A 25,035-nucleotide genomic window follows, 5' to 3' on the forward strand; every position below is an offset into this window, starting at 1 on the left:
GTCGTCGCGTTGCAGCGCGATGGCGGGCCGTTTTCACTGGTCAGTCGCCGTCGCTCGACGCTGGACCAGAAGTAACAAGTGCCGGCCGCCGTGGCGCGGCGGTCGACCCTCGGATCTCCAACGCGCACGGCAGCAGTTGCTGGTGCCGAAGGTCAGCGGGGCCGTCCAGGTGGCGCGTCAGCGCCTCGATCGCGATCCGGCCGAGCGCCGAACCGGGTGACGTCATCGCGGTCAGCGCCGGGGTGGCCAACTCGGCGACCTGCGGCGAGGTGACCATCGAGACGACGGAGACGTCGTCGGGCACGGACAAGCCGCGGCCGGTCAACTCGCCGAGGATGCCGAAGATCGCCGTCTCGTTCATGGCCAACACCGCGGTCAGCTCCGGGGCCCGCGCGAACGCGGCGGCCAGCGCGGCCCGCCCGCCGGCGGCGCTGTCCTCGGCCGCGATCATCACCGGCTCCAGGCCGTGCCCGGTCATCGCCGCGGTGAAGGCGTCACGGGTACGCAGCGCGGGCCCGTAACCGCTGGCCAGCGTGGCGGCCGAGTGGTTGACGTAGACGATCCGCCGGTGCCCGAGGCCGACCAGGTGCGCGACGGCCTCCCGGACGGTCTGGTCGAAGTCGATGTCGACGTAGGAGAGCGTGCTGGTGTCGCCGGTACGGCCGATCAGCACCAGCGGCACCCCGGCCTCCTGGAGCACTGTGACCCGCTCGTCGGCCAGTTGGACCTCCATCAGCACGACCCCGTCGAGCATCCGCTGGCTGGCCAGCCGACGCAGGTCGTCGAGGTTGCCCCCGCCGACCGGCGAGAGCACCAGGTGGTAGCCGGCGACGCTGGCCGCGGCGGCGGCGCCGGTGACGAAGGCGGTCTCGGTGGCGCCGAGCCCGCGTTCGTCCATCGGCATCAGCAGGCCGAGGATCCGGCTGCGGCGACTGGCCAGCCCTCGGGCCATCGCGTTGGGCTGGTAGTCGAGCTGGGCCATCGCGGCGAGCACCTTGTTGCGGGTGGCCTGCGAGATCGGCCGGGTGCCGGTGAGCACGTACGAGACGGTGCTGACCGAGACCTGCGCGAGGCGGGCGACGTCGTGCATGGTGGCCACCGCGCACCTCCTCCGGCCTGGGGTGGGACCGCTCCCGAGCTTCGTCGAAGCGTTTCGACGAAGCGGTTCGACAGGACGCTAGGCCACCTGTTACGGCGACGTCAATAGCCGATGTCGAAAAGAATTCAGACAGCGTTCGGGCAACGAGCAGACCGCGCCGATCTTGCACTTCCTGTTGCCGATACGGAGGGATGTGCACCTTGTGTCGGGACAGAAAGTGCAAGATCGCGGAGCCGATGGGCGGCGGGGGGCGCGGGTCAGGGGAGGTTGAAGAGGGTGGCGGCGTTGTTCCAGCAGACCGCGCCCAGCCAGTCGTCGCCCAGGTCCAGTCGGGCCAGCCCGGTCACCTGCTCGGCGTACGGGTACGGGATGTTCGGGAAGTCGCTGCCCAGCAGCACCTTGCCGGCCAGCCCCAACTCGCGCAACCGGGGCAACTCGTCGGCGGGGAAGGGGACGAACTGATCGAAGAAGGGCGTGAACGCCATTGTGGTGTCCAGCCGGACCCGCTCGTACGTCTCGGCGAGGTCCAGGAAGGCCCGGTAGTCCGGGGCGCCCATGTGCGCGACCACGGCGGTCAGCCGAGGGTGGCGGGCGAGCAGGGCGGCGAACGGATCCGGCCCGGTGTGTGCGGTCCCCACCGGGGCGTGCCCGGCGTGCACCACCACCGGCGTCCCCGCGTCCGACAACATCCCCCACACCTGGTCCAGCGCCGGATCGGTCGGCGCGAAGCCGCCGACCTGCAGGTGCAGCTTGAACACTCGGGCACCTTCGGCGAGGGCCGACTCGACGTACCCGGGGGCCTTCGGCTCGGGGTAGAACGTGGCCGAGGCCAGGCACCCCGGGGTGTCGCGGGCGAAATCCAGTGTCCAGCGGTTGAGGTCCGCCGCCATGCCCGGCCGGTGCGCGTACGCCAACGCGCTGAACGCCCGCACGCCGAGCCGGCGCAGGTGCGCGACCCGGTCGGCGTCGCTCCAGCGGTAGAGGATCGGCCATTCGGTGCCGACCAGCGGCCCGGCGGCGTCGAAGTAGGCCCACACCCGACGCAGCAGTCGCGGCGGTAGGAAGTGCACGTGCACGTCGGCGAGGCCGGGCAGCCCCAGCGCGCGGCAGAACTCCGGTACGCGCTCGTCCGCGACCGGCGGGACTGCCGGTGCCGGATCGGTCATATGTCGATGTCGAATCGGCTCAGCACCGAGGGCGCGATCAGGCCGACGGTCGCGAGCGCCGAGACGACTGTCAGTGCGATGCGCATCCCCACCACTTCGGCCTTGCTGCCGACGCGCAGGGCGATGCTGTTCGGCAGGCCGATCATCATCCACATGCGGCGCTTGATCGGGATCGGCCAGAGGATCGGCACGCCGGCTCGGGTGATCATGTCGCCGAGGATGTGCACGAAGCAGCCGATGCCCAGCGCGGTGCCGATCAGCGGATAACCGCGTCCGCCCGGCAGGTTGGCGAAGGTGAACCAGGCCGCCCCGGCCGAGGCGAGAGTGATGATCACCCATCCGGCCCGCTCGGCCCACTCGTCGAACAACCCGCGCAACGCCAGGCCGAACATGAAGAACAGGATGGTGATGACCGCCCACTTGCCGTACGCGGCGCAGAGCGCGGTGGTGCCCCAACCGACAAGCACTGTGAACGGCAGCGTGTGGGTCAGCGTCCGGTGCCCGTTGCTGCGCCGCGGGTCCTTGCTGAGCTTCGTGGCGTAGTAGACCCCGAGGGAGATCTTCTCCATCACCTCGGCGGCGAAGAGCGAGAAGACCCCGAAGGTGCGGGCCACTGTGGCCCCGCCCTGGTTCTTGGTCACCTTGCCCGACATGTCGAGGTCGGGAAAGAGCGCGCCACCGGCGCACACAGCGGTGCCCACCGCCAACGCGAGCGGCGACTGGTGGTAGTCGGCGAACTGCTCCAGTGCCCAGGAGCCAGCCAGCCACACCGCCGCGCCGGACAGCGCGTGTTGCGGTCCCATCATCTCGGCTCACCCTCCCCAGGGATCTTGAGCGCCCAAAACTACGCCACTGTAGTCAGCGTCGGCGCCGCAGGGGCATCACCCGGAAGGTCCACATCGGACCGCGTCACAGGGTGGGGGTGAAGCTCTGCCGGATCATCGGCAAGTATGCCGCGTTGACCTGCCAGTCGAACTCTTCTGTCAACCACGAGACGGTGTAGGAGCGGTCGGCCGAGGTGTTGGCCAGCAGCCGGAAGCTGTGCACCGGAACGCCCAGGGCGTTCTGCCAGCCGCACTCCCACACCGCGCCCCCCTCGAAGATGTCCATCGCGGAGATGTCCACCTTGCGATAGTCCGGCAGCGCCTCACTCGCGGTCAGTCGAGCCTCCTCGGCCTTCCAGTGCGCCACCGGGTCCGCTCGGGCCGGCCCCGCCTCCACGCTGAGCACCCGGGACCCTCCGGACTTCCGGAAGCAGGTCACCGGGCCCTCGGTCCAGCGCGCCCAACCCACCGGCGCGGCGATCCGAAACCCGGTTGGGTCGTCGTACCAGGTCCAACCCTCGCGCAGCCCATATTTCACGTCGCTCGGGGGCGACACCGACACCACCGGGGTCGCCGACGGTGGCGGGAGCGACGCGCAGGCGAACGCCGCCGGCCGGGAGGTCGGCGCGCCACCACCGGAGCCGGACGGTGGCGTCCGCTCGTCGTGCCGGTTGACCAGGGCCAGCGTGACGCCTCCCGCGAGGAGCAGGGCCGTGGCCGCGCCACCGAGGGCGATCAGGCGCCGTCGCCGGCGGGGTCGGCGCTGCGGGCGCGGGATCGGCGTCGCCGGCTCGTCCGACGGGACCACCGGTTCGACCGGGCGGGGTGCGATGGCCCGGCCGGCGCTGCGGACCGCCGCGACCGCCGAGGACCGGACCGACCCGGCGGGCTCGTCGTGGCTCGCCGCGGCGCTGCGCAGCAGTGGCTCCGCCTCGGCGGCGGTCAACCGCCGCCAGGGGTCGCGCTGCAACAGGCCGGTGAGGGCGGGACGCAGCGGACCGGCCCGACGCATCGGATCCGGTGGTTCGGTGGCCAGCGCGCTGAGCGTCGCCATCGCGCTGGAGCGTGCGTACGGTGACTTCCCCTCGACCGTCGCGTAGAGCGTCGCGCCCAGCGACCACATGTCGGTACGGGCGTCGGACACCCCTTCGCGGGCCCGTTCGGGGGCGACGAACTGCGGCGAGCCGAGCACCGTGCCGGGCCCGGTCATCGCACCGTCACCGCCGTCGAAGGTGGCCAACCCGAAGTCGGTGAGCACCACCCGCCCGTCGTCGGCCACCAGCACGTTGTGCGGCTTCACATCGCGGTGCAGCACTCCGGCGGTGTGCGCGGCGCGCAACGCGGCGAGCACCGCCAGCCCGATCAGGGCGGTGCGCTGCGGGCTCAGTGGTCCCTCGGCGCTAATGATCTGCTGCACCGACCGCGACGGCACGTACTCCATCACGATCCAGGGGCTGTCCCGGTCGTGCACCACGTCGTAGAGGCGGACCACGTTGGGATGGTTGAGCCGGGCGGCGGTGCGGGCCTCACGCAGGGTTCGGAGCCGCAACTCCTCGCGCTCGGTCTCGGCCAGCCAGGACGGCGGCACGACCTCCTTCAGCGCCACGTCGCGATGCAACATCTCGTCGCGAGCAAGCCACACCCGGCCCATTCCGCCGGTGCCGACCAGGTCGAGCAGCCGGTACCGACCCGCGATCAGCAACTGATGCACGGTCGCTCCCCCTCGGTCACCCCGGGATCCACGATAGCCACCAATGTCGGCTTTCTCATCCACTGAGCGGCCTCGATCCACGCCGGACGGTGGTCCCGATCATGGCCATACGGTGCAGGTCAGCGGGGTGGTCGGAAACTCTTTCGCACCAGATCCCAGTCGGCGGCGGCCCCGGCCCAGTCCTCGTCCCGGGTGATCCAACCCAACGTCCAGCGGTTGGCGCCGAGGATCTGTTGCCGGGCGCGCAGCCACGGCCCGTGCGGTGTCTGCCAGCGGAGCTCCCACTCGGCTCCACCATCGCCCGCCGCGAGCCGGATCTCGTCGTACCCCGGCAGGGAACCGGCCCCGGCTGCCGCCTCGCGGGCGGTCCGCAGCCGCTCCAGGGGATCGACGGCGCCACCCTCGGCGACGCTGAAGGCCCGGCCGGTCGCCGGGTCCTGGAAGCACGCCACAGTGCCGTCGCGGGAGGTCAGCCACGTCGCCGGTACGGAGACCCGGAAGCCGGCGGTGTCGGCGTGCCACACCCAGCCGGGCGGCGGCCGGAACTCTTCGCCCGAGTTCGGTGTGCCGGCCTGCACGGCCGTACCGGCGATGTCCGGGCGGACACAGGCGAACGGGGGCGGGGGGATGTCGCGCCCATTCGGCGGCGGGCCGGGCGGTGGGCCGGGGCCGAACGGCCCGCCGTTGGGCGGACGGTTCGGCGGCGGGGAGGACGAGGCGGTGATGTCGCTGGGCTTGTCACCGGCAACTGTCAGCGCGGTGCCGACGCCGGCCACGACGGCGACCAGCAGCGCCACGGCGACCACCGCCACCCGACGCGCGGTACGCCCGGCGGCCGCCGGATCCGGGGCCGGCGTGGGGGAGGCAGCGCCGGCCGCGGCCGGGGCGTCCGGGTCGGGCAGCGGAACGGTGGGGTCCTGGTCGTCAGGGTCGTCGGCCGTTGCGGGCTGGCCAACCGACCGTGGGGCCGGCCCGTCGGCCGATGACCGGTCGGTCGCCGACGCCCCGTCGGCACGGCCGGTCGCGGCCGTTCTGAGCAACCGACGGGCCGTGTCGTGGTCGAGGCGGTCGCGCGGGTCGCGGCGCAGCAGCCCGTCGAGCACCGGCGCGAGCGCCCCGGCGTGCGGGGCCGGATCCGGTGGGCCGGCAGCCAGCGCGCTCAGGGTGGCCATCGCGGTGCTGCGGGCGTACGGGGACTGCCCCTCCACTGCGGCATGCAGGGTCGCGCCGAGCGACCACAGATCGGCGGCCACCGTGGACACCCCCTCGGCGGCCCGCTCCGGGGCCACGTACTGGGGGGAGCCGAGGACCATGCCGGGGCGGGTCATCGCGCCGTCGCCACCGTCGAAGGTGGCCAGCCCGAAGTCGGTGAGCATCACCCGACCGTCGTGCGCCACGAGCACGTTCTGCGGTTTGATGTCGCGGTGCAGCACCCCGGCGGTGTGCGCGGCCTGCAGCGCGTCGAGCACGGCCAGGCCGATCCGGGCCGCGCGGGCCGGCTCCAGGGGCCCCTCGGCGTCCACGACGTCCTGGAGGGTGCGGGACGGGACGTACTCCATGACGATCCATGGGCTGCCGTCGACCGCGACGACGTCGTAGAGCCGGACCACCGCGGGGTGGTTGAGGCGGGCCGCGGCGCGTGCCTCCCGCATGGTGCGCGAGCGCACCTCGGCCCGTTCGCGATCGTCCAACCAGCTCGGTGGGACGATCTCCTTGACCGCCACCTCGCGGTGCAGCATCTCGTCGCGGGCACGCCACACCCGACCCATGCCCCCGCGACCCACCAGGTCGAGCAGCCGGTACCGACCGGCGATCAGCACCTGTGCACGCTCCTCCTCAGCCGCTGTCCGGGCTACACCCTAACCAGCGGATCGGAAGTCACCTATCGGTCGTCCGACTCAGCTCAGCATGCGGCGTGCTCGGCGGCGGCGGCGAACAGGTTCCCCTCCGGGATGGCGAGCCTGGTCCGCCCGCCGGCCAGTCGGGCGGCGGCGCGGCGGGCCTGCACGGGGCCGTGTTCGCGTCGGGCGGTGGCGTAGCTGGCGGCGGTGCGGGCCGCGATGGTGGCCCAGCCGTACCGCTCGCCGACCATCGTGCGGGCCCGGCGGGCCAGCCGCCGGGCGAAGACCTCGTCGCCGAGCAGTTGACCGACCGCGCCGGCGAGCGCGTCCGGGTCACTGTGTGGGAACGTCACCCCGGTCACGCCGGACTCGACGATCTCGGCGAGGCCGCCGGTACGGGCCACCGCCAGTGGCGCTCCGGCGGCCGCCGCCTCCAGTGCCACCATGCCGAACGGCTCGTAGAGGCTGGGGACCACTGTCGCGTCGGTGGCGCCGAGCATCGCCGGCAGTTGGGTGGAGTCGAGGAACCCGGTGAACCGGACTGTCGAGCTGAGCGCCAGCCGGCGGGCCTCGGCCTCCAACTCGGTGCGGTACGGGCCGTCGCCGGCGATCACCACGCGCAGCCCGGGGTGCCGTTCGCGGAGCCGGGGTACGGCGTGCACCAGGTGCTGGACGCCCTTCTCGTAGACCAGCCGCCCGGCGTACCCGATCAACGGGCCGTCCCCGGCGAACCGTGCCCGGGCTGACGCGACAGCGCGCGGACGGGCCCGCCAGGCCCGGTCGTCGACCCCGTTGGGCACCACGTCGACCTGGGTGGCCGGTACGTCGAACAACGCGGTCACCTGGTCGCGCATGTACCCGGAGCACGCGATCACCCGAATGGAGGAACTGCTGAGCCAGTGTTCGACGCCGTGGATGGTGCGGTTCATCTCCTCCGGCAGCCAGCCCTGGTGCCGGCCGGCCTCGGTGGCGTGCATGGTGGTGACCAGGGGAAGGTCCAGGTGCTCGGCGAGCGTGACGGCCGTGTGGGCGACGAGCCAGTCGTGGGCGTGGATGACGTCGTACGAGCCGGCCTGGGTGGCGCGTAGGGCGGTGCGGGTGAGGGTGTGGTTGAAGGCCATGGTCCAGGCCAGCAGCGAGCCGGTGGCGAGGGGGAAGGCGACGGGGTCTTCGGGGGCGCGCAGGATGCGCACGCCGTCGGCGTACTCCTCCAGGGGTGCGCCTTCGCAGTGGCGGGTGACGACGGTGACCTCGTGGCCGGCGGCGGCGAGGGCGACGGAGAGGGCGTGCACGTGTCGACCGAGACCGCCGACGAGCACCGGCGGGTACTCCCAGGAGAGCATCAGCACCCGCAGCTGCCGGGCGGGGTTGATGTCGATCACGTGGGCGTCGAGTGCCATGCGGCCCCCTTTGAGTTGTCCCCGGGCGCGCGCCGACCGACACCGGAATCGATGTCGCCGTCGCGTCTGGATCGGGGCCAATCCTGCCGGGATCGCGATAACCAGCGGCGACACCACCGTTGCGGTCGTGTAAAGCGCTACTGGCTCTTTCGCCGCACCCGCAGCAGCTCGGCCACCGACCATGCCTGGAACGGGCAGCCGGTAGCGGTGTGCGGCGCGAGGCCATCGGCCGTCTCGCTCACCGAGCCTAACCCGTATTCCATCAAATGTGACTCAATGCCGACGAATGAGTCATCGACGGACATCTTTCCTCGACGCGCGGCGTCCACGTACGGGCCGAGCAGCCACGGCCAGACCGTGCCCTGGTGATAGCCCCCATCTCGGTCGGCCGGGCCACCCCGGTGCCGGCCCACGAACTCGGTGGAGTCCGGGGCGAGACTGCGCGGCCCGAGCGGGGTGAGCAGCCCCTCCGCGATCCGCCGCAGCGTCGCCTCGTCCGGCTCCAACGGCGCGTACGGCAGCGACCAGGCCAACAGCTGGTTGGGGCGCAACGCGTCGTCGTCGTGCAGGGCGGCGCCACCCAGCGGGTACGCCGGCGCGGGCGCGTCCAGCACGTCGTGCAGCCAGCCCGTCGGGGCCGGGAACCGCTCCCGGAACGAGGCGGTGGCCTGCCCGTGGCGTCGCCACAGCTCGTCCGCGTCCTGCCCGGCCAGCTCGGCCAGCTCCGCGAGCCCGGCCAGTCCGTTGATCCACAACGCGTTGACCTCGACCGGCTTGCCGGTACGCGGGGTGACCGGCACCCCGTACACCCGGGCGTCCATCCAGGTCAGCGCCGTGCCGGCGGCGCCCTGGGTGAGCAGCCCGTCGGCCGGGTCGACGCGGATCCCGTACCGGGTGCCGGCCACGTGGGCGTCGATCACGGCACGCAGCGCGGGCAGCAGCTCGTCGCCGAGGTCGGTGTCGCCGGTGACGGTGACGTGCCTGCTCACCGCGTGCAGGAACCACAGCGTGCCGTCGACTGTGTTGTACTCCACCCGACCGGTGTCGGCCGTGTTGGCGAGCATCCCCTCGGACAGCGTCGCCGCGTACGCCCGCAGCAGCTCCCGCCCCTCGTCGGCGCGACCCGTGCAGAGGAACAACCCCTCGTACGAGATCATCGTGTCCCGCGACCAGGCCCCGAACCACGGGTACCCGGCCACCACGTCCACCGCCGCCTGGTGAGTGCGCACCACGAACGCGTCGGCGGCCAGCGTCAGGGTGGCGTCCACGTCGTCGGCCGGCTTCGCCGCCGCCACCACCCGCCGGTTGCGCCGTCGCGCCGCCGCCACGATCTCCGTTGCCGGCGGCGGCTCCTCGTCGAGTCGACCGGCCCAGGCCCGCACCGACACCGTGTCGCCGGGGCGTTCCAACTCGCCGGCGAAGCGGCCCGCGTACCACAGGTCCTCGTCCGGGTGCAGCCCTCGGTTGGCCTCCTCGCGGTGGTGCACGCCCAGCCACCACTGCCCCTCGGGCGCCCAACCCGGCCCGGCGAGCCGGTACGCGCCCTCGACGACCGCGCCGTCGGCCACCGCCTCGACCTGCGGGATCGGGCCGTCGGCCCGCCGTTCACCGTGCGCGTCCCGCCAGGTGCAGGCGGCCGACAGCTCCAGCCGGACGGGACCACCGGCGACCAGTCGGTGCACCACAGCGACGCAGGAGCGGCCGGGAAGCATGGCCACCTCCCGTTCGATCACCACAGCGCCGATCCGCCACCGCCACCGGGGCAGCCCGTCGACCAGGTCGAAGCGCTCCAACAGCTCGAACCCGCGCGGGTCCACGTCGCCGGAGGCCCACTCGTGCGCGCCGAGGCGCACCCGCGCGCCGGACGGCAGGGTGACCGCCGGATCGAGACTGGCCAGTCCCACCTGGCGGGACGCCGGCGTTTCGCCAGGAACCACCAACAAACCGTGGTACCGACGTGTCCGCAGCCCTCCGACAGTGCCCATCGCATAGCCGCCGAGGCCGTCGGGGACCAGCCACTCCCGGCTGGCCGCGCTGGTCAGATCGCCGCACACCTGCGGGCCGAAATGAATGTCGATCAACTTTCCTCCACCGGCGGCAAGGTGTAACACGCCACGACGAGAATGGCCGCTGTGGTCAAGTACCGAGGCGACGTCAAAGATGTGCACGTGATCACTGACCGATCGTCCTCCGACGCCTCGCCACCCGACGCTGAGCGGCTCCGGCTCGCCCAGGCCGACTCGGGGGAGCAGGACTGGCGAGCATGGGGTCCCTATCTGTCCGAACGGGCGTGGGGGACGGTACGGGAGGATTACAGCGAGCACGGTACGGCCTGGGACTACTTCCCGCATGACCACGCGCGGTCCAGAGCCTACCGGTGGAATGAAGACGGGATGGCCGGCGTCTGCGACGAACGACAGACCTTCGCGTTCGCCCTGGCCCTCTGGAACGGCAAGGATCCGATCCTCAAGGAGCGGATGTTCGGCCTCGGCGGCGACGGCGGCAACCACGGCGAGGACGTCAAGGAGTACTGGTGGTACGAGGACTCCACGCCCACCCACTCCTGGATGCGCTGGCGCTACCACTACCCGCAGGCCGCCTTCCCGTACGACGAACTCGTCGCGGTGAACGCGTTGCGCGGCCGCGACGACACCGAGTACGAGTTGGTGGACACCGGGATCTTCGACGACGACAGGTACTGGGCGGTGACAGTCGACTACGCCAAGGCGTCCCCGACCGACCTGTGCATGGTGGTGACCGTCGCCAACCGGGGCGACCGGGCGGCGACCCTGCACGTCCTGCCCACCCTGTGGTTCCGTAACACCTGGTCCTGGGGCCTGCCCGGTGGTGACCGGATCCCGAAGCTGACCGGCCAGGGCACCCGGCTCGTCGGCGAGCACCGGGTGTTCGGCCAACTGCTGCTGGAGGGCGACGGTGGGCCGGTGCCGCTGCTCTGCGACAACGACACCAACGCCGAACGGCTCTGGGGCCTGCCCGGCCGCTCCCCGTACCCGAAGGACGGCATCAACGACCACGTCGTCAACGGCGCGGCCACTGTCAACCCGGCCCGGGAGGGCACCAAGGGCGCGCTGCACTACGTGCTCGACGTGCCCGCCGGTGGGCAGCGCCAGATCCGGCTGCGGCTCACCCGCACCGCCTCGCCGCCGGCCGCCGCGCCGCCGCCCCCGGCCGACCTCAGCGACGGCTTCGAGGCAGTGGTCTGGGCGCGACGGGCCGAGGCGAACCGGTTCTTCGCCGGAGTGATCCCGCCGGCCGCCACACCCGACGAGGCGCTGGTCGCCCGGCAGGCCATCGCCGGGCTGATGTGGGGCAAGCAGTTCTACCACTTCGACGTCAAACGGTGGCTCGAAGGCGACCCGGGTTCGACACCACCGCCGGCCGGGCGTCGGCACGGGCGCAACAGCGCCTGGTGGCACATGACCAGCTTCGACGTCATCTCCATGCCAGACCCGTGGGAATACCCCTGGTACGCGGCCTGGGACCTGGCCTTCCACTGCGTGAGCATCGCCCGGGTCGACCCGACCTTCGCCAAGGAGCAACTGCTGCTCCTGCTCCGCGAGTGGTACCTGCACCCCAACGGGCAGATCCCGGCGTACGAGTGGGCGTTCGGTGACGTGAACCCGCCGGTGCACGCGTGGGCGGCGCTGAAGGTGTTCGAGATCGATGGCGGTCGGGACTACGAGTTCCTGGCCCGGGTGATGCACAAGCTGCTGCTCAACTTCACCTGGTGGGTCAACCGCAAGGACACCGGCGGCAACAACGTCTTCGAGGGCGGCTTCCTCGGGCTGGACAACGTCGGGCCGTTCGACCGCTCGGCGGCGCTGCCGGTCGCCGGTGTGCTGGAACAGTCCGACGGCACCGGCTGGATGGGCATGTACGCGCTCAACCTGCTGGACATGGCGATCGTGCTCGCCGAACACGACAGGACCTGGGTGGACACCGCCACCAAGTTCTTCGAGCACTTCGCCTACATCGCCGCCGCCGCGTACGAGCAGGGTTTGTGGGACGAGGAGGACGCCTTCTTCTACGACGTGCTGCGCCTCGCCGACGGCACGAAGGTGCCGCTGAAGGTCCGCTCCGTCGTCGGGCTGCTGCCGTTGGCGGCCACCACCCGGCTCACCGCGAGGACCCTGCACCACCTACCGGAGTTGGGCGCCCGGCTGCGCTGGTTCCTGACCAACCGCCCGGAGTACGCCCAGGTGATCGGCACCCGCCGCCTCGGCCCCGACGGTCGGCAGCAGCGACTGCTGTCCATGGTTGGCCCGGAGCAGGTCGTCCGCCTGCTCGCCCGGATGCTCGACCCGGACGAGTTCCTCTCCGACTTCGGCCTCCGTACGCTGTCCCGCGCGCACCTGGACAAGCCGTTCTCGGTGACCCTCGGCGGGCAGGAGTTCTCCGTCGGCTACGAACCGGCCGAGTCGACGAGCGGACTGTTCGGGGGCAACTCGAACTGGCGCGGTCCGATCTGGATGCCGACGAACTTCCTGCTGATCAGCGCGCTGCGTGACTACGCGGCGTTCTTCGGCGACGACCTCCAGGTGGAGTACCCGACCCGCTCCGGGGTGAAGCACACCCTGGACGAGATCGCCGACGACCTCTCGGCCCGGCTGATCGCGCTCTTCACTCAGGACGACTGGGGTCGACGGCCGATCTACGGTGCCGCTCAGATGTTCCAGACCCACCCGGACTGGCGCGACCTGATCGCCTTCCCCGAGTACTTCCACGGCGACAACGGTGCCGGCCTGGGCGCCTGGCACCAGACCGGCTGGACGGCCCTGGTCGCCGACCTGATCCTCACCCTCCGCCGCTGACCCCGCCCGCCCTTGCCCCGCCCACAACTGCGCAATGTCGGAAATGCCATAACTTGTACCTTTCTGTCTCGTTCGCTCGTTGACGGGTGCCAACACACCGAGCAGGCCCGTCAGTCGAACTGAACGGGGGAATCGGTGAGTTCTGTCCTGCGAAGAATCACGACCGCATCCACGGCGATGCTGGTCGCCGGCCTGGCGACCCTGGGAGCGGGGACGCCGGCTCGGGCAGCACCGGGTGACGCGAACGCCAGAGGTGTCGTCGTCGACCTGTCGGCGGAGGTGCTCGGCACGGCTGTGATCACCGCCGACGCCGCGATCGGCACGGCCACCGCGCCGGCCGCTGGCGGCACCGACACCGAGACGCTGCTGGCGATCTCGACGCCCGGGGCGCTCGGGGTGACAGCCGGCGGCACCGTCGAGGAGGTCACCGCCACCCGGGCGGCGGCCTCGTCGTCGGCGTCCGCCAGCGTCGACGGCTTCAACCTGACAGTGCTCGGCGTCGACGTGCTGGACGCCACCGAGGTCACCGCCACCGCTACCTGCCCGCAGGTCGGCGCGACCAACGCCGCCACCACACTCAACGGGCTGGAGCTCTTCGGCTCGCCGGTGACGCTGACGGCGAACGACCCCGCCGTCGTGGGCAGCGCGGCCGTGGTCGTACCGGGTCTGGTGGGGGCGAGCCTGAACGCCTCGTTGACCCGGACCGAGACGACCACCGCCACCGGTGCCACAGCGGTCACCGTGCGAGCCGTCCTCACCCTGTCGGGCACCATCCTCGGCGTGCCGACGACCATCCCGGTCGGCACCGTGATCGTGGCCGAGGCCAACTGCGAACGTCCGCCGGCGGCGCCCACCGCCGCGACGATCAGCCCGGATGAGGGCCCGCAGTCGGGCGGCCAGACGGTGACGATCACCGGTACGGGCTTCATTCCGGGCGGCACCACTGTCACGTTCGACGGCGTGCCGGCGACCGGCGTCACGGTGGCGCCCGCGGGCACCTCGTTGACGGCGGTCACGCCGGCCGGCGCGGTCGGCCCCGCGTCGGTCGTGGCCAGTACGGTGAACGGCACGGCGCCACCGCTGGGCTACACGTACCTGGCCGACGGCAGCGCGGCCGTGATCACCGGTCTCACGCCACCGTCCGGCCCGACCGTAGGTGGTACGACGGTGACGATCACCGGCACCGGCTTCAACGGTGTGGCAGCTGTGGACTTCAATGGCCTGCCCAGCACCGGATTCACCGTCGACCCTGCCGGCACCACGATCAGTGTGGTCGCCCCGCCGAACCCCGCCGGGCCGGCGCTGGTCGAGCTCGTGTTCCCGGCGGGCAGGGTGACCGCGCCGACGTTCACGTACATCGCGCCGACGATCACCTCGATCGTGCCGAACACCGGCCCGAACACCGGTGGTACGACGGTGACGATCACCGGGACCGGCCTCACCGGCGCGACCGGCGTGAGCTTCGGCGACAACCCGGGAACCAACCTCGTCGTGGACCCGAGCGGCACCTCGCTGACCGTGGTCACCCCGCCCGGCCTGCCTGGCCCGGTGGACGTGACGGTGCTGATCCCGGGCGCGGACGCGACCGTGCCGGACGGGTTCACCTATGTGTCGGCGGCTCCGGTCGCCGCGTCGATCACACCGGACGAGGGTCCGGAGTCGGGTGGTCAGACGGTGACGATCACCGGCGCTGGCTTCAGCCCCGGTGGCACGACAGTCACCTTCGACGGTGCGCCCGCCACCGACATCACGGTCAACGCGGGGGGTACGTCGTTGACGGCGGTCACCCCGGCCGGCGCGATCGGCCCCGCGGTGGTGGTGGTGACCACCGGGAGTGGTTCGGCGGCGCCACTGGACTACACGTACCTGGCCGACGGCGGTGACGCCGACGTGACCGGTCTGACGCCGACGTCCGGGCCGACCTCCGGTGGCACCACTGTCACGATCACCGGGACCGGCCTCACCGGCGCGACCGGCGTGAACTTCGGCAACACGCCGGGGACCAACCTCGTCGTGGACCCGAGCGGCACCTCGCTGACAGTGGTCACCCCACCCGGCCTGCCCGGCCCGGTGGACGTGACGGTGCAACTGCCCGGTGACGACGTCGTCGAGCCGAACGGGTTCGCCTACCGGATCGCCGCGCCGGTCATCGACGAGCTGACCCCGGGTCAGGGGCCGACCGGTGGCGGCACGACCGTGACGGTCGGTGGTTCCGGCTTCGTTCCAGGCCGGACCGTGGTCACCATCTGCGGCCAGACGATCGCGGCGAGCCTGGTCACCGTGGCGCCGGACGGGCGTTCGTTGACCTTCCGCACGCCGGCCTGCGCGGCCCGGAACACCACTGTCGTCGTGAGCACCGACGGGGGAGCCTCCAACGAGCTCACCTTCCGCTACGTGCCGCGAATCCTGCCGGTGACGGGTGACACAGTTGCCGCGCCGCTGGGCATCGGCGCGATGCTGGCTCTCCTCGGCATCGTCCTGGTGCTGCTGGGCCAGCGCCGGCGACGTGCCGGCAGTATCGGCTGACCAGCTGTCCCGGCCAGGGCCCAACCCGGGCCCTGGCCGGGGCGAACACCGTGCGTCCTGCCCTGGCGCTCACTGATAGCCGACGTGGACGATCAGCTTGCAGTCCTTGGGGTCGGCCCCCACGTAGACAGACGCGGGGTCGAAGAGGGTCGGCGGCAGACTCAGGTCCTCGGAGAGACCCATCTGGCGCGCCAGGTCCTCCGGGGACTGCCCCGCAGCGGGCACCACGGTGATCGTTCGCCAGCATCCACCGGAGGCGCACTCCATGCTCTCGTCGGCGATCGTCGCTCCGGACGGCACCTCCGGCATCCGCGACTTCGGCGGCAACGAGCCCTCGGTCTTGAACATCTGCAACCACAGGAACGACAGGACCCACAGGCACGACAGCAAGCCCAGCGTGACGGACACGGCCACGAGAACGTGCTTCGTGCGTCTCCGCAGCGGGGTCCGTGACGTCATCGCGCGAGGATAGCGGGGCACTGTCGATCAGCCCGGGGCGTGGTGGGCTCAGGTCAGCCGGTGAAGGGTTCGGGCCCGAGGCGGCCCCAGGCCACGAACGCGGCCACCGCGAGGTAGAGCAGATTCAGCCCGATGAACTTCGCCTCGCCGTGGCGCAAATGGGTGATCATCGCGCCGACCATCAGCAGAACCCAGCAAATGGCGGTCACCGGCACCAGCACCGGTGCGATGTCCAGCACGGCGGGCAGGATGAGACCGACCGCGGCCAGGAGTTCCAGGACGCCGAGGGTCTTGACGAAGCCGACGCTGGCACCGTCGGTCCACCCGCCGCCGTTGGCCGCGGCCAACTTCTCCTTGGGTACGAATGTCTTGGTGATGCCGCCGGCCAGGGCGAGTGCGGCCAGCAGTCCGGCCGCGATCCACAGAGCCAGGTTCATGAGTCTTCCCTTTCGTGTCAGGTCGCCCACCAGACACCGCCGGCCCGCTCGCCGTGACGGCTCGGCACACGTGACACGGCGCACGGGTCCCGGCTGTCACAGAAGACGGGGAAGTGGTGTCCTGTGGGCGACGCGGACGAGACCGACGAGACTGGAGAACGCATGGACGCTGGGGCGGACACCGCTGTCGACGCATTCGTCACCCACCGGAACCTGCTCTTCACCGTCGCGTACGAGATGCTCGGCTCGGCCGCCGACGCGGAGGACGTACTCCAGGAGACCTGGCTGCGGTGGGCGGACGCAGACCTTGCGGCGGTGCGGGACAAGCGTGCCTACCTGGTCCGGATCACCACCCGCCAGTCGCTCAACCGGCTACGGGCGGTCGGCCGGCGAAGGGAGTCCTACGTCGGCTCCTGGTTACCCGAGCCGCTGTTGACCGCACCGGACGTCGCCGACGACGTCGAACTCGCCGAGAGCGTCTCGATGGCGATGCTGCTGGTGCTGGAGACGCTGGCGCCGACCGAGCGGGCGGTGTTCGTACTCCGGGAGGTCTTCGACCTTAAGTACGACGAGATCGCCGAGGCGGTCGACAAGAGTTCGGCAGCGGTCCGTCAGATCGCGCACCGTGCGCGGGCGCACGTAGCCGCGCGCCGGCCCCGGGGGACGGTCTCGCCGGCGGACACCCGACGGGCCTTGGACGCGTTCCGGCTGGCGGTCGAGACCGGCGACGTGCAGGGCCTGCTCGACGTCCTCGCGCCGGATGTCGTGCTCCTCGGCGACGGCGGCGGGATCAAGCAGGCCGTGCTGCGGCCTGTCGCCGGGGCCGACAAGGTGGCCCGCCTGCTCTGCAGCACACACGCCAGGGTGGCGACCATGTCGCTGCACCCCGCCCAGGTCAACGGTCACCCGGCGCTGGTTCTGCGGCTCGACGGCGCGGTCGACACGGTCCTCGCGCTGCGGGTCGACGACGGTCTCATCAGCGGGGTCTACGCCGTGCGTAACCCGGAGAAGTTGTCGCACATGCGGAGCGAGACGGCGCTGCGCCGCTGATCGACCGCCTGGATTCGTCCGGGTCCGCTCTCAGGGGTAGGCCCGGGTGTTCCCGGATATGTCCGTCCCGCCCACTGGTTCAGGCTCGATCTCGACGAACTGTTCCCAGGGGGTCGGGATGAAGCGAGTGCATCGGGCGTTGGTAGCTGCGACGACGGCTCTGGCGGTGATCGGGGTGCCGGCCGTTGCCAGCGCCGCATCGAAGGAGGCGGATCGCGGCTCACTGCAGAAGCGGCTGGACGCGGTCGTGGCCGCCGGGGCGGTGGGTGCGTTGGCCGAGGTGCGTGACGAGCATGGCCTCTGGCGAGGCGCCAGCGGAGTCGCCGAACTGGGCGAGCCACGGCCGGTCCCGCTGGGGGGTCGATTCCGGGTGGGCAGCATCACGAAGACGTTCCTCGCCACCGTCGTCCTGCAACTCGTCGACGAGGGGTCGTTGCGGCTGGACGACACTGTCGACCGATGGCTGACCGGAGTCGTCCCGGACGGTCACCGCATCACAGTGCGCCAGCTGCTCAACCACACCAGCGGCCTGTACGACTATCTGCGTACGCTGCCGCTGCCGCCGAAACCGGAGTTCCTGAACAACCGGTGGCGGACCTGGAGCCCGGCCGAGCTTGTCCAGCGGGCGGTGGCCAATCCGCCGGTCTTCGACCCGCCGGGTTCGGCTTTCGCCTACTCGAACACCGCCTACCTCCTGCTCGGCCAGATCGTCGAGAAGGTCACCGGCCGGTCGTACGGCGAGGAGATCAAGCGCCGAGTCATCAAACCGTTGCGGCTGTGCGACACCTCGGTGCCGGGGGCATCGTCGCGGATCGCCGACCCGCATCCGCACGGCTACGTGCCGATACTGCAGAACGGCGAGACGAGCCTCGTCGACTACACGAGGATGAACCCGTCGGTTATGGGCGCAGGTGGCGAGATGATCTCCACGACGAGCGACCTCAACCGGTTCTTCGCCGCACTGCTGGGTGGGCGCCTCCTGCCGGATCACCTGCTCAAGGAGATGAAGACACCGGGTGTCGAGGGCGGCAGGTACGGGCTGGGGCTGGCCTGGTGGCGGGACACCTCCTGCGGGGTCCGCGTGTACGGCAACGACGGCGACGCCCTGGCGTACCAGTCCTGGTCCTATCTGACCGAAGACCGGCGCCGCCAGGTCACGATCATGCTCACGCCCGACGTCCCCGGTGACCCGGACGACGCCGTCGACGCGTTCCTGAACAAGGCTCTCTGCGGCTGACCAGCGCTTCGACACAGACCTTAGTACGGGGGCGTGGGCGTCTCCGGCGACCGGTGGCGAGATTGCCGGGCGTCCGCTGCGGCGACGCCGAGCAGCACCACGGCGGCGACCGCGCCGGCGGTGAGCGGCTTGAGGTGCAGTGCCGCCGGGATCAGCAGGCCGAAGGCCAGCAGGCCGAAGGCCAGCAGGCCGGCCAGCCGGGACCGGGAGACCCGACCGAAGACCTGGTATTCGAGCGCCGATCGTCCGGCGAGGAAGAGCACCGGCCCGCCGAAGATGGCGATGAGCCAGGCCGCCGGGAGGTGCCCGAGCGGCTCGGCGATGAACAGCTCGAAGCCGACGCCGGTCAGCACGATCCCCGCGATCATGACCATGTGGGCGAACGCCATGTCAGTCGCGAGTCGGGCCGGGTTACGGGAACGGTCGACGGCGGCGCCCAGCATCCCTCCCGCCACGTGGAAGTAGATCCGCCAGAGCAGGACGGTGCTCGCCAGCGCCAGGACGAACCCACCCGTCTGGTCGTTGTGGAACTCGCTGCCGCTGAAGGCGAGGCCGATGACGAAGATCGCCTCGCCGAGAGCGATGAGGAGGAACTGTTGGTACCGCTCGGCCAGGTGCTCAGCCGCGATCATCTGGACGCCGAGCCGTTGCGCGCCGAGTCGGGGGGTCGGCCAGCCGAGGAACAGCCCGGCGTAGTCGGTCAGCACGGCGATGGTCCAGAGTGCCCCTCGAACCGTGCCGTCGTTTACCAGCCCGCCGACGACCCAGAGCGGTGCGCTCAAGCCGAACCAGAACAGGATCCGGATCGACTGTTGGGGGTCCGGCCGGCCGTGCCCGGCGACGTGGAAGAACACCACTCGGCCGATCTGGAGGGTCACCAGGGTGATGGCGAAGAGGGAGGCCCGTGTGCCGAAGCCCTGTGGCACGGCGACGGCCATCGTCATGGCGCCGACCAACGTCATGATGATGACGGTCTGGACGATCGGGGCATCCGGGTCCAGCCAACTTGTCGACCAGACCGTCACCGACCAGACCGCCCACAGCGCCAGGAACAGCAGCAGAGCCTGGCCGAGGCCCGCGTACACCCCGCGCTGGCCGTCGGTGAAGTCGGCGATCAGCCGCGCCGAGATCCTGGTGAGGGCGAAGACGAAGACCAGGTCGAGGAAGAGTTCCAGAAAGGTGGCCCGCTGGCGGGTGGCTTCGCTGCGCAACAGTCTGTCGGGGGTGCTCCTCATCGGCTCGCCACGCGCCGGTGTCGCCGAACCACGTGCCCTCCCGTCGCGGTGATCTCCTCGCCTAACGAGCCAGGGGGAGGCTGTGGCACGTCGAGCTAAGGGGCCGGCGACCCACAACAGTCACCAATCCGTCACCCGGCCGCTACGGCAGGTGTACGCCCTTACGCTCGTGGACGTGCCCGGACCTGCCGAGAAGGCCACTGAACAGGACCGGCGTGACGTCCTCGTCACGGTCGCGCGAGAGTTGGCCGAGACGGAGGGCTGGGCGGGTGTGACCACCCGACGGCTCGCCGAACGGACCGAGATCGACATGTGTGACATCTATCGGCACTTCGCCGATCTGGACGCGCTGATCGCCGCGGTCGCGGTGTGCGCCTTCGCCGATCTGGCCGCCGATCTCGCCGAGGCGCATGCGGAGACCGCCGGCAGCCCCGAGGGTGTCTGGCCGGCGGTCGCGACCGCGTACCTCGACTTCGCGTACACGAATCCGGAGGTCTATGACGCGATGCTCGCGCTGACCCCCGACCTGGCCCTCGGCGTGGATGGTGTGCCGGCCGCGCCGCGGGCGGTCTTCGCCGAGTTGCGGGCGGCCCTGACCCCGCTGGCCGAGGGGCGGGACCCGGACACCCTCGCCGAGGTGGGCTGGAGCCTGCTGCACGGCGTGGTGATGCTCACCCGTGGTGGCCGGCTCCGACCCGAGGGGCAGGAGGACCGCGAAGCGTTGATCGCGCAACGGCTGCTGCGGTGGCCGTGACCAGGCGGCCGCCGCCCTCGACGGTGGTCAGTTGATGGGCTTGCGGTCGGCCGGGCCGTTGTCGGTGAACCGGAACGTGGTGTTCAGCTTCGAGTTGCCCAACTCCTTGAGGACCAGGCCGCTGCCGGGAAGGTGCTGGAGGAACCGGGTCTCGCTGCCGATCGCGTACGTGCCGTTGCCCTTGGCGATGATGGTGAACCGCTGGATCGGGTCGTCCGGGTCGCAGACGACGGCCCCGATGGTCAGCTCGGGTTCGATGTCCAGACCGTTCACCTGCCAGCAGGACGGGTCGTCGTTGGCGGGGTGGTCTTCCTTCGGGCCGAATGCCTTGATCACGTACCGGTCGCCGCCGATCGGTGTCGGCACGAACAGGGAGCGGCCGCCGGTGTCGCCGCCCTCCTCGATCCGTCCGCTGAGCTCCAGCGCCTTCCCCGAACCCTGCACCCGGGTGATCGTGACCTCGCGCTTGCCGGACAGCAGCGGGTCGGTCGCCGCCGCCGATGAGGTGGCTGGCGCCGCCGCCGTCGGCGCACCCGTCGCGGCGCCCGACGGCGTCGGCGTGCCCGCCGCGGTGCGCGGCGCCTCGTCCGCACCGCCCTGGCACCCCACCAGCGCGCTGGCGCAGGCCAGCATCGCCACGCCGGTGACCCACTTCATGGTGAACATGCCGCACTCCTCAAGAGCCGTCCCGAACCTGTCGAGCGGAAAAATCATGGGAATCGCCGTTTGTCTGCCGCCTATCCTGTCTCTCGGCCCATCGGGCGGTGGGCGCGGGGAGGGAATGGCATGACGGTCGACGTGGCGGCGCGACGGCAGGCACAGGTGTTGATCTTCGACGCGGACGACACGTTGTGGGAGAACAACGTCGTCTTCGAGCGGGTGATCGACGACTTCCTGGGCTGGCTGGACCACCCCACCCTGGACCGGGCCGAGCTGCGGACCGTTCTCGACGACATCGAGCGGGCCAACGCGGTGGCGCACGGATACGGCAGCAAGGTCTTCCTGCGCAGCCTGGCGGAGTGCCTGGAGCGGCTGCGCGAGCGGCCGGCCACCGACTCCGAACGCCAGGAGATCGACCGGCTGGCGGTGGCCCTCGTCGAGCACCAGGTGGAGTTGATGCCCGGGGTGGCCGACGCGCTCGACGAGCTGGCCGGCCGGCACGAGCTGCTGCTGCTGACCAAGGGCGACCAGGAGGAGCAGCAGCGCAAGCTGGACGCCTGCGGCCTGCTGCACCACTTCGGGGCCGCGCACATCGTCGCCGAGAAGAACGTCGACACGTACCGGTGGCTCACTCGGGAGCACGGCTTCGCGCCGGCCGGCGCGTGGATGATCGGCAACTCCCCGAAGTCCGACATCGTGCCGGCGCGGGCGGCCGGGCTGAACGCGGTGTTCATCCCGAACGCGAACACGTGGGTGCTGGAGGACGACGAGCTGGACCCGACCGACGACGGGGTGTTGCGGCTCGCCGCGTTCCGGGACCTGCTGCGGCACTTCTGACCGTACCGAAGCCAAACAGCGTCGGCGATCATGGTCGCGTTACGTCGACCTGCCCGATTTTCACCGTGAGATCAGTCCTGCCCCCGGCCGCCCGACGCGGCTTGTCCGGCCGGTCGGAGCCCGCCTAACCTGGTCCGGCGCTCACGGCCCTTCGGGGTGTGTCGGGGCGCGTCGGCGTTCGGCGGGTGAGCACCGTGGAGCTGAGTGCGGAGTGGCCGGCTCACCCCGTTGCGGCGCGTGACGTCATGCCACGCCCGCGCGGCGGGGTGCCGGAGCTGTCCGCTCCTCCGCCGGACGGCCGAGGGTCAGGGCCGGGTAGTTGCGGACCCGGTCCTGACCCGCCCCGCGAATCGTTCGCCACTGCCCAGCGGGGCACACCGCGCGTCGGTTCGACTGTCAGGATGGCGGCATGAAGCGCAGATCTCTCCTGCTCGGCGCGGCGGCCGGTCTGGCCGCCCCGGCCGTGCTCACCCCGGCCGCTCCCGCACTCGGCGCGAGCGTGCAGCCGGGCTGGGGCACGACCCCCCCGACGCCGCGACCGTTGCCGAGCCGCCCCCAGAACCGGGCCAGCGCGCTGACCACGCTGCCGGCGGAGACGAAGCAGGTGATCATCGTCGGCGCCAGCAGCTACACCACCACCTACGCCACGCTGGAGGCGTACGTGCGGACCTGGAACGGCTGGCACCCCGCGTCGGCGTCGTTGCCCGCCCGGATCGGCTCGAAGGGCTTCAGCGACAACCACGTGGAGGGGGTGCCGACCACGCCGACAGGCGTCTACTCGATCGGCCCCACCATGTACGGCATCGCCGCCAACCCGGGCGTGCGTTTTCCCTACCACCGGCTGGTCAGCGGTGACTGGTGGAACGAGAACCCGTCGTCGGCGTTGTACAACACCTTCCACCACAGTGCGACCAACCCGGGTGGGGCCAGCGAGGCACTGTGGAAGGAGGTCCCCGCGTACACGCACTTCGGGGTGATCACCTACAACATGGCGCCGAACGTGCCGAAGCCGGTGCCGAACGCGGGCAGCGGAATCTTCCTGCACCAGTTCAGCACCAGCGCCGGCAACGCCACCGCTGGCTGCGTCTCCCTCGCACACGGTCACCTGGTCGACGTGCTCACCTGGCTGGACCCGGCCCTGTCACCGCGCATCGTGCTCAGCCCGTACGCCCAGCTCGGCCGATACTGACGAGCGCTGCGGCTCAGCCGGCCTCGCGCCGGACAATCGCCACCGCCACCCGGCAGAACTCGTCCATGTCCGGGTTGAACCCGGCGGCGATGTCGGGATGCAACCCGGAGCGGGTTTCCTCCAACAGTCGCTGGCAGACCTGCTCGACAGGTTCGCCGGCGTAGTCGGCGCCGACCCGGTCGATGGCCGCCTGAAGCGCCGAGGTCAGCTGCTCCTCCAGCGGGCCGCGCAGCTTCTGCTGCACAGGGTCGAGCCCGCGGGGGTCGAGCGTGACATGTGGCTCCGACATCGGTGCTCCCTTCGTCGGCGTCCGCGATACCCCACCGCGGACGTCGGTCAAACCCCGGTCGGCACGGCGGCGACCCGCACCTGGTACGAGAATTCCTCGGCCGGTTCCTCGTGGTACGACAACCGGCGGATCTGCCGGTCGTCGTCGTAGAGGGCGACGTCCACCAGCACGCCGAGGTGCGCGAGGCCGATGGTCGACACCCGCTTCTTGTCCTGCAACACCGCGCAGACGCCGCCGAGCAGGGTGCTGGCGTCGGACGTACGGTGCCCGGGCGGGCAGCGCAACACCAGGTCAACCTCGACCGGCCCGGGCAACGGCGTCCAGCCGGTGCGCTGGGCCGCGGCGAGGGCGGCCTGGAGCAAGGTGCGGACCCTCGTCGCCTGCCGATGCCCGGCGGCGAAGATGGACAACGCTTCGGTTTTGACCGGTGGCAGGCCGCTCACCTCGAACGTCAGGGCGAGAGCGCGGGTGTCCTGCACGACGGCACCTCCTCGTTGGGACGATCCTGCCGAACCGGGGGAGCGGCGGTGGGACGTTCCCGCGATTACCAACCGATCGGACAGGCATGGGGTCGGCCGGAGGCGTGTCGACGGCAGTGGCGAACGCGCCGGCTACGGCGCTACGAAAACGCTAGCCGACGACGCCCGCGCTCGGTAGTCGGTCGTTCACCCGGTGGGGCGTGGTGCGAAGGCGCAGAACTCGTTGCCCTCCGGGTCGGCCAGCACCCACCACCAGTGCGCTTCGTCGAACGGCTCCCGCAGCAGTGTCGCGCCCGCCGCGATCAGCGCCATCGGCTCCGGGTCGACCAGGTCGACGTCCCAGTGCAGGCGATTCTTGACCGCCTTGGGCTCGGGCACCCCGACGAACACCCAGTAGTCCCAGGGGAACCCGGACGCGCCGACCACCGACGAGGTGGTCGACTCGTGCTCGACGGTGCCGCCGACCACCCCCGCCCACCAGGTCGCCTGCGCCGCCGGGTCGGTCGAGTCGACGACCAGCTCGAACGGGCCGGGCCGGGTGCCCTCGCGGGCCGGGAACGCACAGAACTCGTTGCCCTCCGGGTCGTCCAACACCCACCAGGTCTCGTCGCCGGCCTGCTCGCGGACCAGTCGGGCGCCGTCCGCGAGCAGCGCCGCCGGGTCCGCGTCGGCCAGCCGCAGATCCAGGTGTACGCGGGTCTTGCCGACCCGCGGCTCCGGCACCTTGTTCACCCAGATCGACTCGGCGCTGGAGCGCGCCGAGCGCGGGTCCACCCGGGTGTCGTCGTCGCCGGCATCGGCCACGTCAGCGTCGAGCATCCGGGCCCAGAAGGCGCCGAGCGCGAGCGGGTTGGTGGCGTCCAGACAGAGGTCCTTGAAGCGCGCGATCATCGTCCCAGCATGCCTGGTCCGGGAGGACCGCCCGTGGAACGAGCGCCGCGTGGCGAAGTCAGTGCCGCTCGGCGCCTCGTCGATCATGGAGTTGTGGTGGGCGACAAAGTCCGCGCATA

21 protein-coding genes are annotated in these 25,035 nt (G+C 71.2%); 7 read left to right on the top strand and 14 right to left on the bottom strand.

Annotated features, from left to right (window positions below; genetic code table 11):
- Positions 1 to 40: 40 nt before the first annotated feature.
- The 7 genes from KBX71_RS06235 to KBX71_RS06265 form a co-directional block, all read right to left on the bottom strand.
- Entirely contained in the window at positions 41 to 1,090 is a 1,050-nt protein-coding gene (locus KBX71_RS06235; RefSeq protein ID WP_247683057.1) for a LacI family DNA-binding transcriptional regulator, read from the bottom strand.
- 266 nt (positions 1,091 to 1,356) lie between these two features.
- Complete coding sequence (locus KBX71_RS06240; protein ID WP_210817062.1) at positions 1,357 to 2,265, bottom strand: amidohydrolase family protein; 909 nt, start codon at positions 2,263 to 2,265, stop codon at positions 1,357 to 1,359.
- Positions 2,262 to 3,071: a metal-dependent hydrolase gene (locus tag KBX71_RS06245; protein WP_210817063.1), complete on the bottom strand. Its 810-nt coding sequence runs from the start codon at positions 3,069 to 3,071 to the stop codon at positions 2,262 to 2,264. The genes KBX71_RS06240 and KBX71_RS06245 overlap by 4 nt, the downstream gene beginning before the upstream one ends.
- Positions 3,072 to 3,174: 103 nt before the next feature.
- Positions 3,175 to 4,800 carry a protein kinase gene (locus tag KBX71_RS06250; protein WP_307846979.1) on the bottom strand — a complete coding sequence of 542 codons (1,626 nt, stop codon included), beginning with the start codon at positions 4,798 to 4,800 and terminating at the stop codon, positions 3,175 to 3,177.
- 119 nt (positions 4,801 to 4,919) lie between these two features.
- Positions 4,920 to 6,620 (bottom strand): serine/threonine-protein kinase, encoded by a 1,701-nt coding sequence (locus tag KBX71_RS06255; protein WP_307846980.1) that lies wholly within the window; start codon positions 6,618 to 6,620, stop codon positions 4,920 to 4,922.
- Positions 6,621 to 6,703: 83 nt separating this feature from the next.
- Positions 6,704 to 8,041, bottom strand: a complete 1,338-nt coding sequence (locus KBX71_RS06260) for a glycosyltransferase family 4 protein (protein WP_210817064.1) — start codon at positions 8,039 to 8,041, stop codon at positions 6,704 to 6,706.
- A gap of 137 nt (positions 8,042 to 8,178) precedes the next feature.
- Entirely contained in the window at positions 8,179 to 10,122 is a 1,944-nt protein-coding gene (locus KBX71_RS06265) for an amylo-alpha-1,6-glucosidase (RefSeq protein WP_210817065.1), read from the bottom strand.
- Positions 10,123 to 10,164: 42 nt separating this feature from the next.
- On the opposite strand from KBX71_RS06265, the gene KBX71_RS06270 reads away from it, so the two are divergent.
- Positions 10,165 to 12,873 (top strand): glucosidase, encoded by a 2,709-nt coding sequence (locus tag KBX71_RS06270; protein ID WP_210817066.1) that lies wholly within the window; start codon positions 10,165 to 10,167, stop codon positions 12,871 to 12,873.
- A gap of 177 nt (positions 12,874 to 13,050) precedes the next feature.
- Entirely contained in the window at positions 13,051 to 15,399 is a 2,349-nt protein-coding gene (locus KBX71_RS06275; RefSeq protein WP_210817067.1) for an IPT/TIG domain-containing protein, read from the top strand.
- Positions 15,400 to 15,468: 69 nt separating this feature from the next.
- Here KBX71_RS06275 and KBX71_RS06280 read toward each other — a convergent pair whose 3' ends face one another.
- Positions 15,469 to 15,858 (bottom strand): hypothetical protein, encoded by a 390-nt coding sequence (locus KBX71_RS06280; RefSeq protein ID WP_210817068.1) that lies wholly within the window; start codon positions 15,856 to 15,858, stop codon positions 15,469 to 15,471.
- Positions 15,859 to 15,911: 53 nt separating this feature from the next.
- Positions 15,912 to 16,295, bottom strand: coding sequence for a DoxX family protein (locus tag KBX71_RS06285; RefSeq protein ID WP_196925597.1), 384 nt, complete (start codon positions 16,293 to 16,295; stop codon positions 15,912 to 15,914).
- Between the two features lie 162 nt (positions 16,296 to 16,457).
- Between KBX71_RS06285 and KBX71_RS06290 the strand changes: the two genes are divergently transcribed.
- Both KBX71_RS06290 and KBX71_RS06295 read left to right on the top strand, forming a co-directional pair.
- Positions 16,458 to 17,345: an RNA polymerase sigma-70 factor gene (locus KBX71_RS06290; RefSeq protein ID WP_210817069.1), complete on the top strand. Its 888-nt coding sequence runs from the start codon at positions 16,458 to 16,460 to the stop codon at positions 17,343 to 17,345.
- 118 nt (positions 17,346 to 17,463) lie between these two features.
- Positions 17,464 to 18,582, top strand: coding sequence for a serine hydrolase (locus KBX71_RS06295; protein WP_210817070.1), 1,119 nt, complete (start codon positions 17,464 to 17,466; stop codon positions 18,580 to 18,582).
- A gap of 20 nt (positions 18,583 to 18,602) precedes the next feature.
- Here the strand turns inward: KBX71_RS06295 and KBX71_RS06300 are convergent, their stop codons facing one another.
- Entirely contained in the window at positions 18,603 to 19,817 is a 1,215-nt protein-coding gene (locus tag KBX71_RS06300) for a low temperature requirement protein A (RefSeq protein ID WP_210817071.1), read from the bottom strand.
- 175 nt (positions 19,818 to 19,992) lie between these two features.
- Here KBX71_RS06300 and KBX71_RS34515 point away from each other — a divergent pair, with 175 nt between their 5' ends.
- Positions 19,993 to 20,571, top strand: a complete 579-nt coding sequence (locus tag KBX71_RS34515) for a TetR/AcrR family transcriptional regulator (protein WP_307846981.1) — start codon at positions 19,993 to 19,995, stop codon at positions 20,569 to 20,571.
- Positions 20,572 to 20,598: 27 nt separating this feature from the next.
- Here KBX71_RS34515 and KBX71_RS06310 read toward each other — a convergent pair whose 3' ends face one another.
- On the bottom strand, positions 20,599 to 21,237 hold the full coding sequence (locus KBX71_RS06310; RefSeq protein ID WP_210817073.1) for a hypothetical protein: 639 nt from the start codon (positions 21,235 to 21,237) through the stop codon (positions 20,599 to 20,601).
- A gap of 120 nt (positions 21,238 to 21,357) precedes the next feature.
- Here KBX71_RS06310 and KBX71_RS06315 point away from each other — a divergent pair, with 120 nt between their 5' ends.
- Both KBX71_RS06315 and KBX71_RS06320 read left to right on the top strand, forming a co-directional pair.
- The gene (locus tag KBX71_RS06315) at positions 21,358 to 22,068 is read left to right on the top strand and encodes an HAD family hydrolase (protein ID WP_210817074.1); all 711 of its coding nucleotides are present in this window, start codon (positions 21,358 to 21,360) and stop codon (positions 22,066 to 22,068) included.
- Positions 22,069 to 22,477: 409 nt separating this feature from the next.
- Complete coding sequence (locus KBX71_RS06320) at positions 22,478 to 23,257, top strand: L,D-transpeptidase (RefSeq protein ID WP_210817075.1); 780 nt, start codon at positions 22,478 to 22,480, stop codon at positions 23,255 to 23,257.
- A gap of 13 nt (positions 23,258 to 23,270) precedes the next feature.
- On the opposite strand, the gene KBX71_RS06325 is transcribed toward KBX71_RS06320, so the two are convergent.
- From KBX71_RS06325 to KBX71_RS06335, 3 genes are all read right to left on the bottom strand, one after another.
- Positions 23,271 to 23,546: a hypothetical protein gene (locus KBX71_RS06325; protein WP_124816228.1), complete on the bottom strand. Its 276-nt coding sequence runs from the start codon at positions 23,544 to 23,546 to the stop codon at positions 23,271 to 23,273.
- 47 nt (positions 23,547 to 23,593) lie between these two features.
- Positions 23,594 to 24,025, bottom strand: coding sequence for a hypothetical protein (locus KBX71_RS06330; protein ID WP_210817076.1), 432 nt, complete (start codon positions 24,023 to 24,025; stop codon positions 23,594 to 23,596).
- Positions 24,026 to 24,211: 186 nt separating this feature from the next.
- Positions 24,212 to 24,916, bottom strand: coding sequence for a VOC family protein (locus KBX71_RS06335; RefSeq protein ID WP_210817077.1), 705 nt, complete (start codon positions 24,914 to 24,916; stop codon positions 24,212 to 24,214).
- Positions 24,917 to 25,035 lie beyond the last annotated feature (119 nt).

This window comes from Micromonospora sp. D93 (assembly GCF_018070365.1).
GTDB lineage: Bacteria > Actinomycetota > Actinomycetes > Mycobacteriales > Micromonosporaceae > Micromonospora > Micromonospora ureilytica.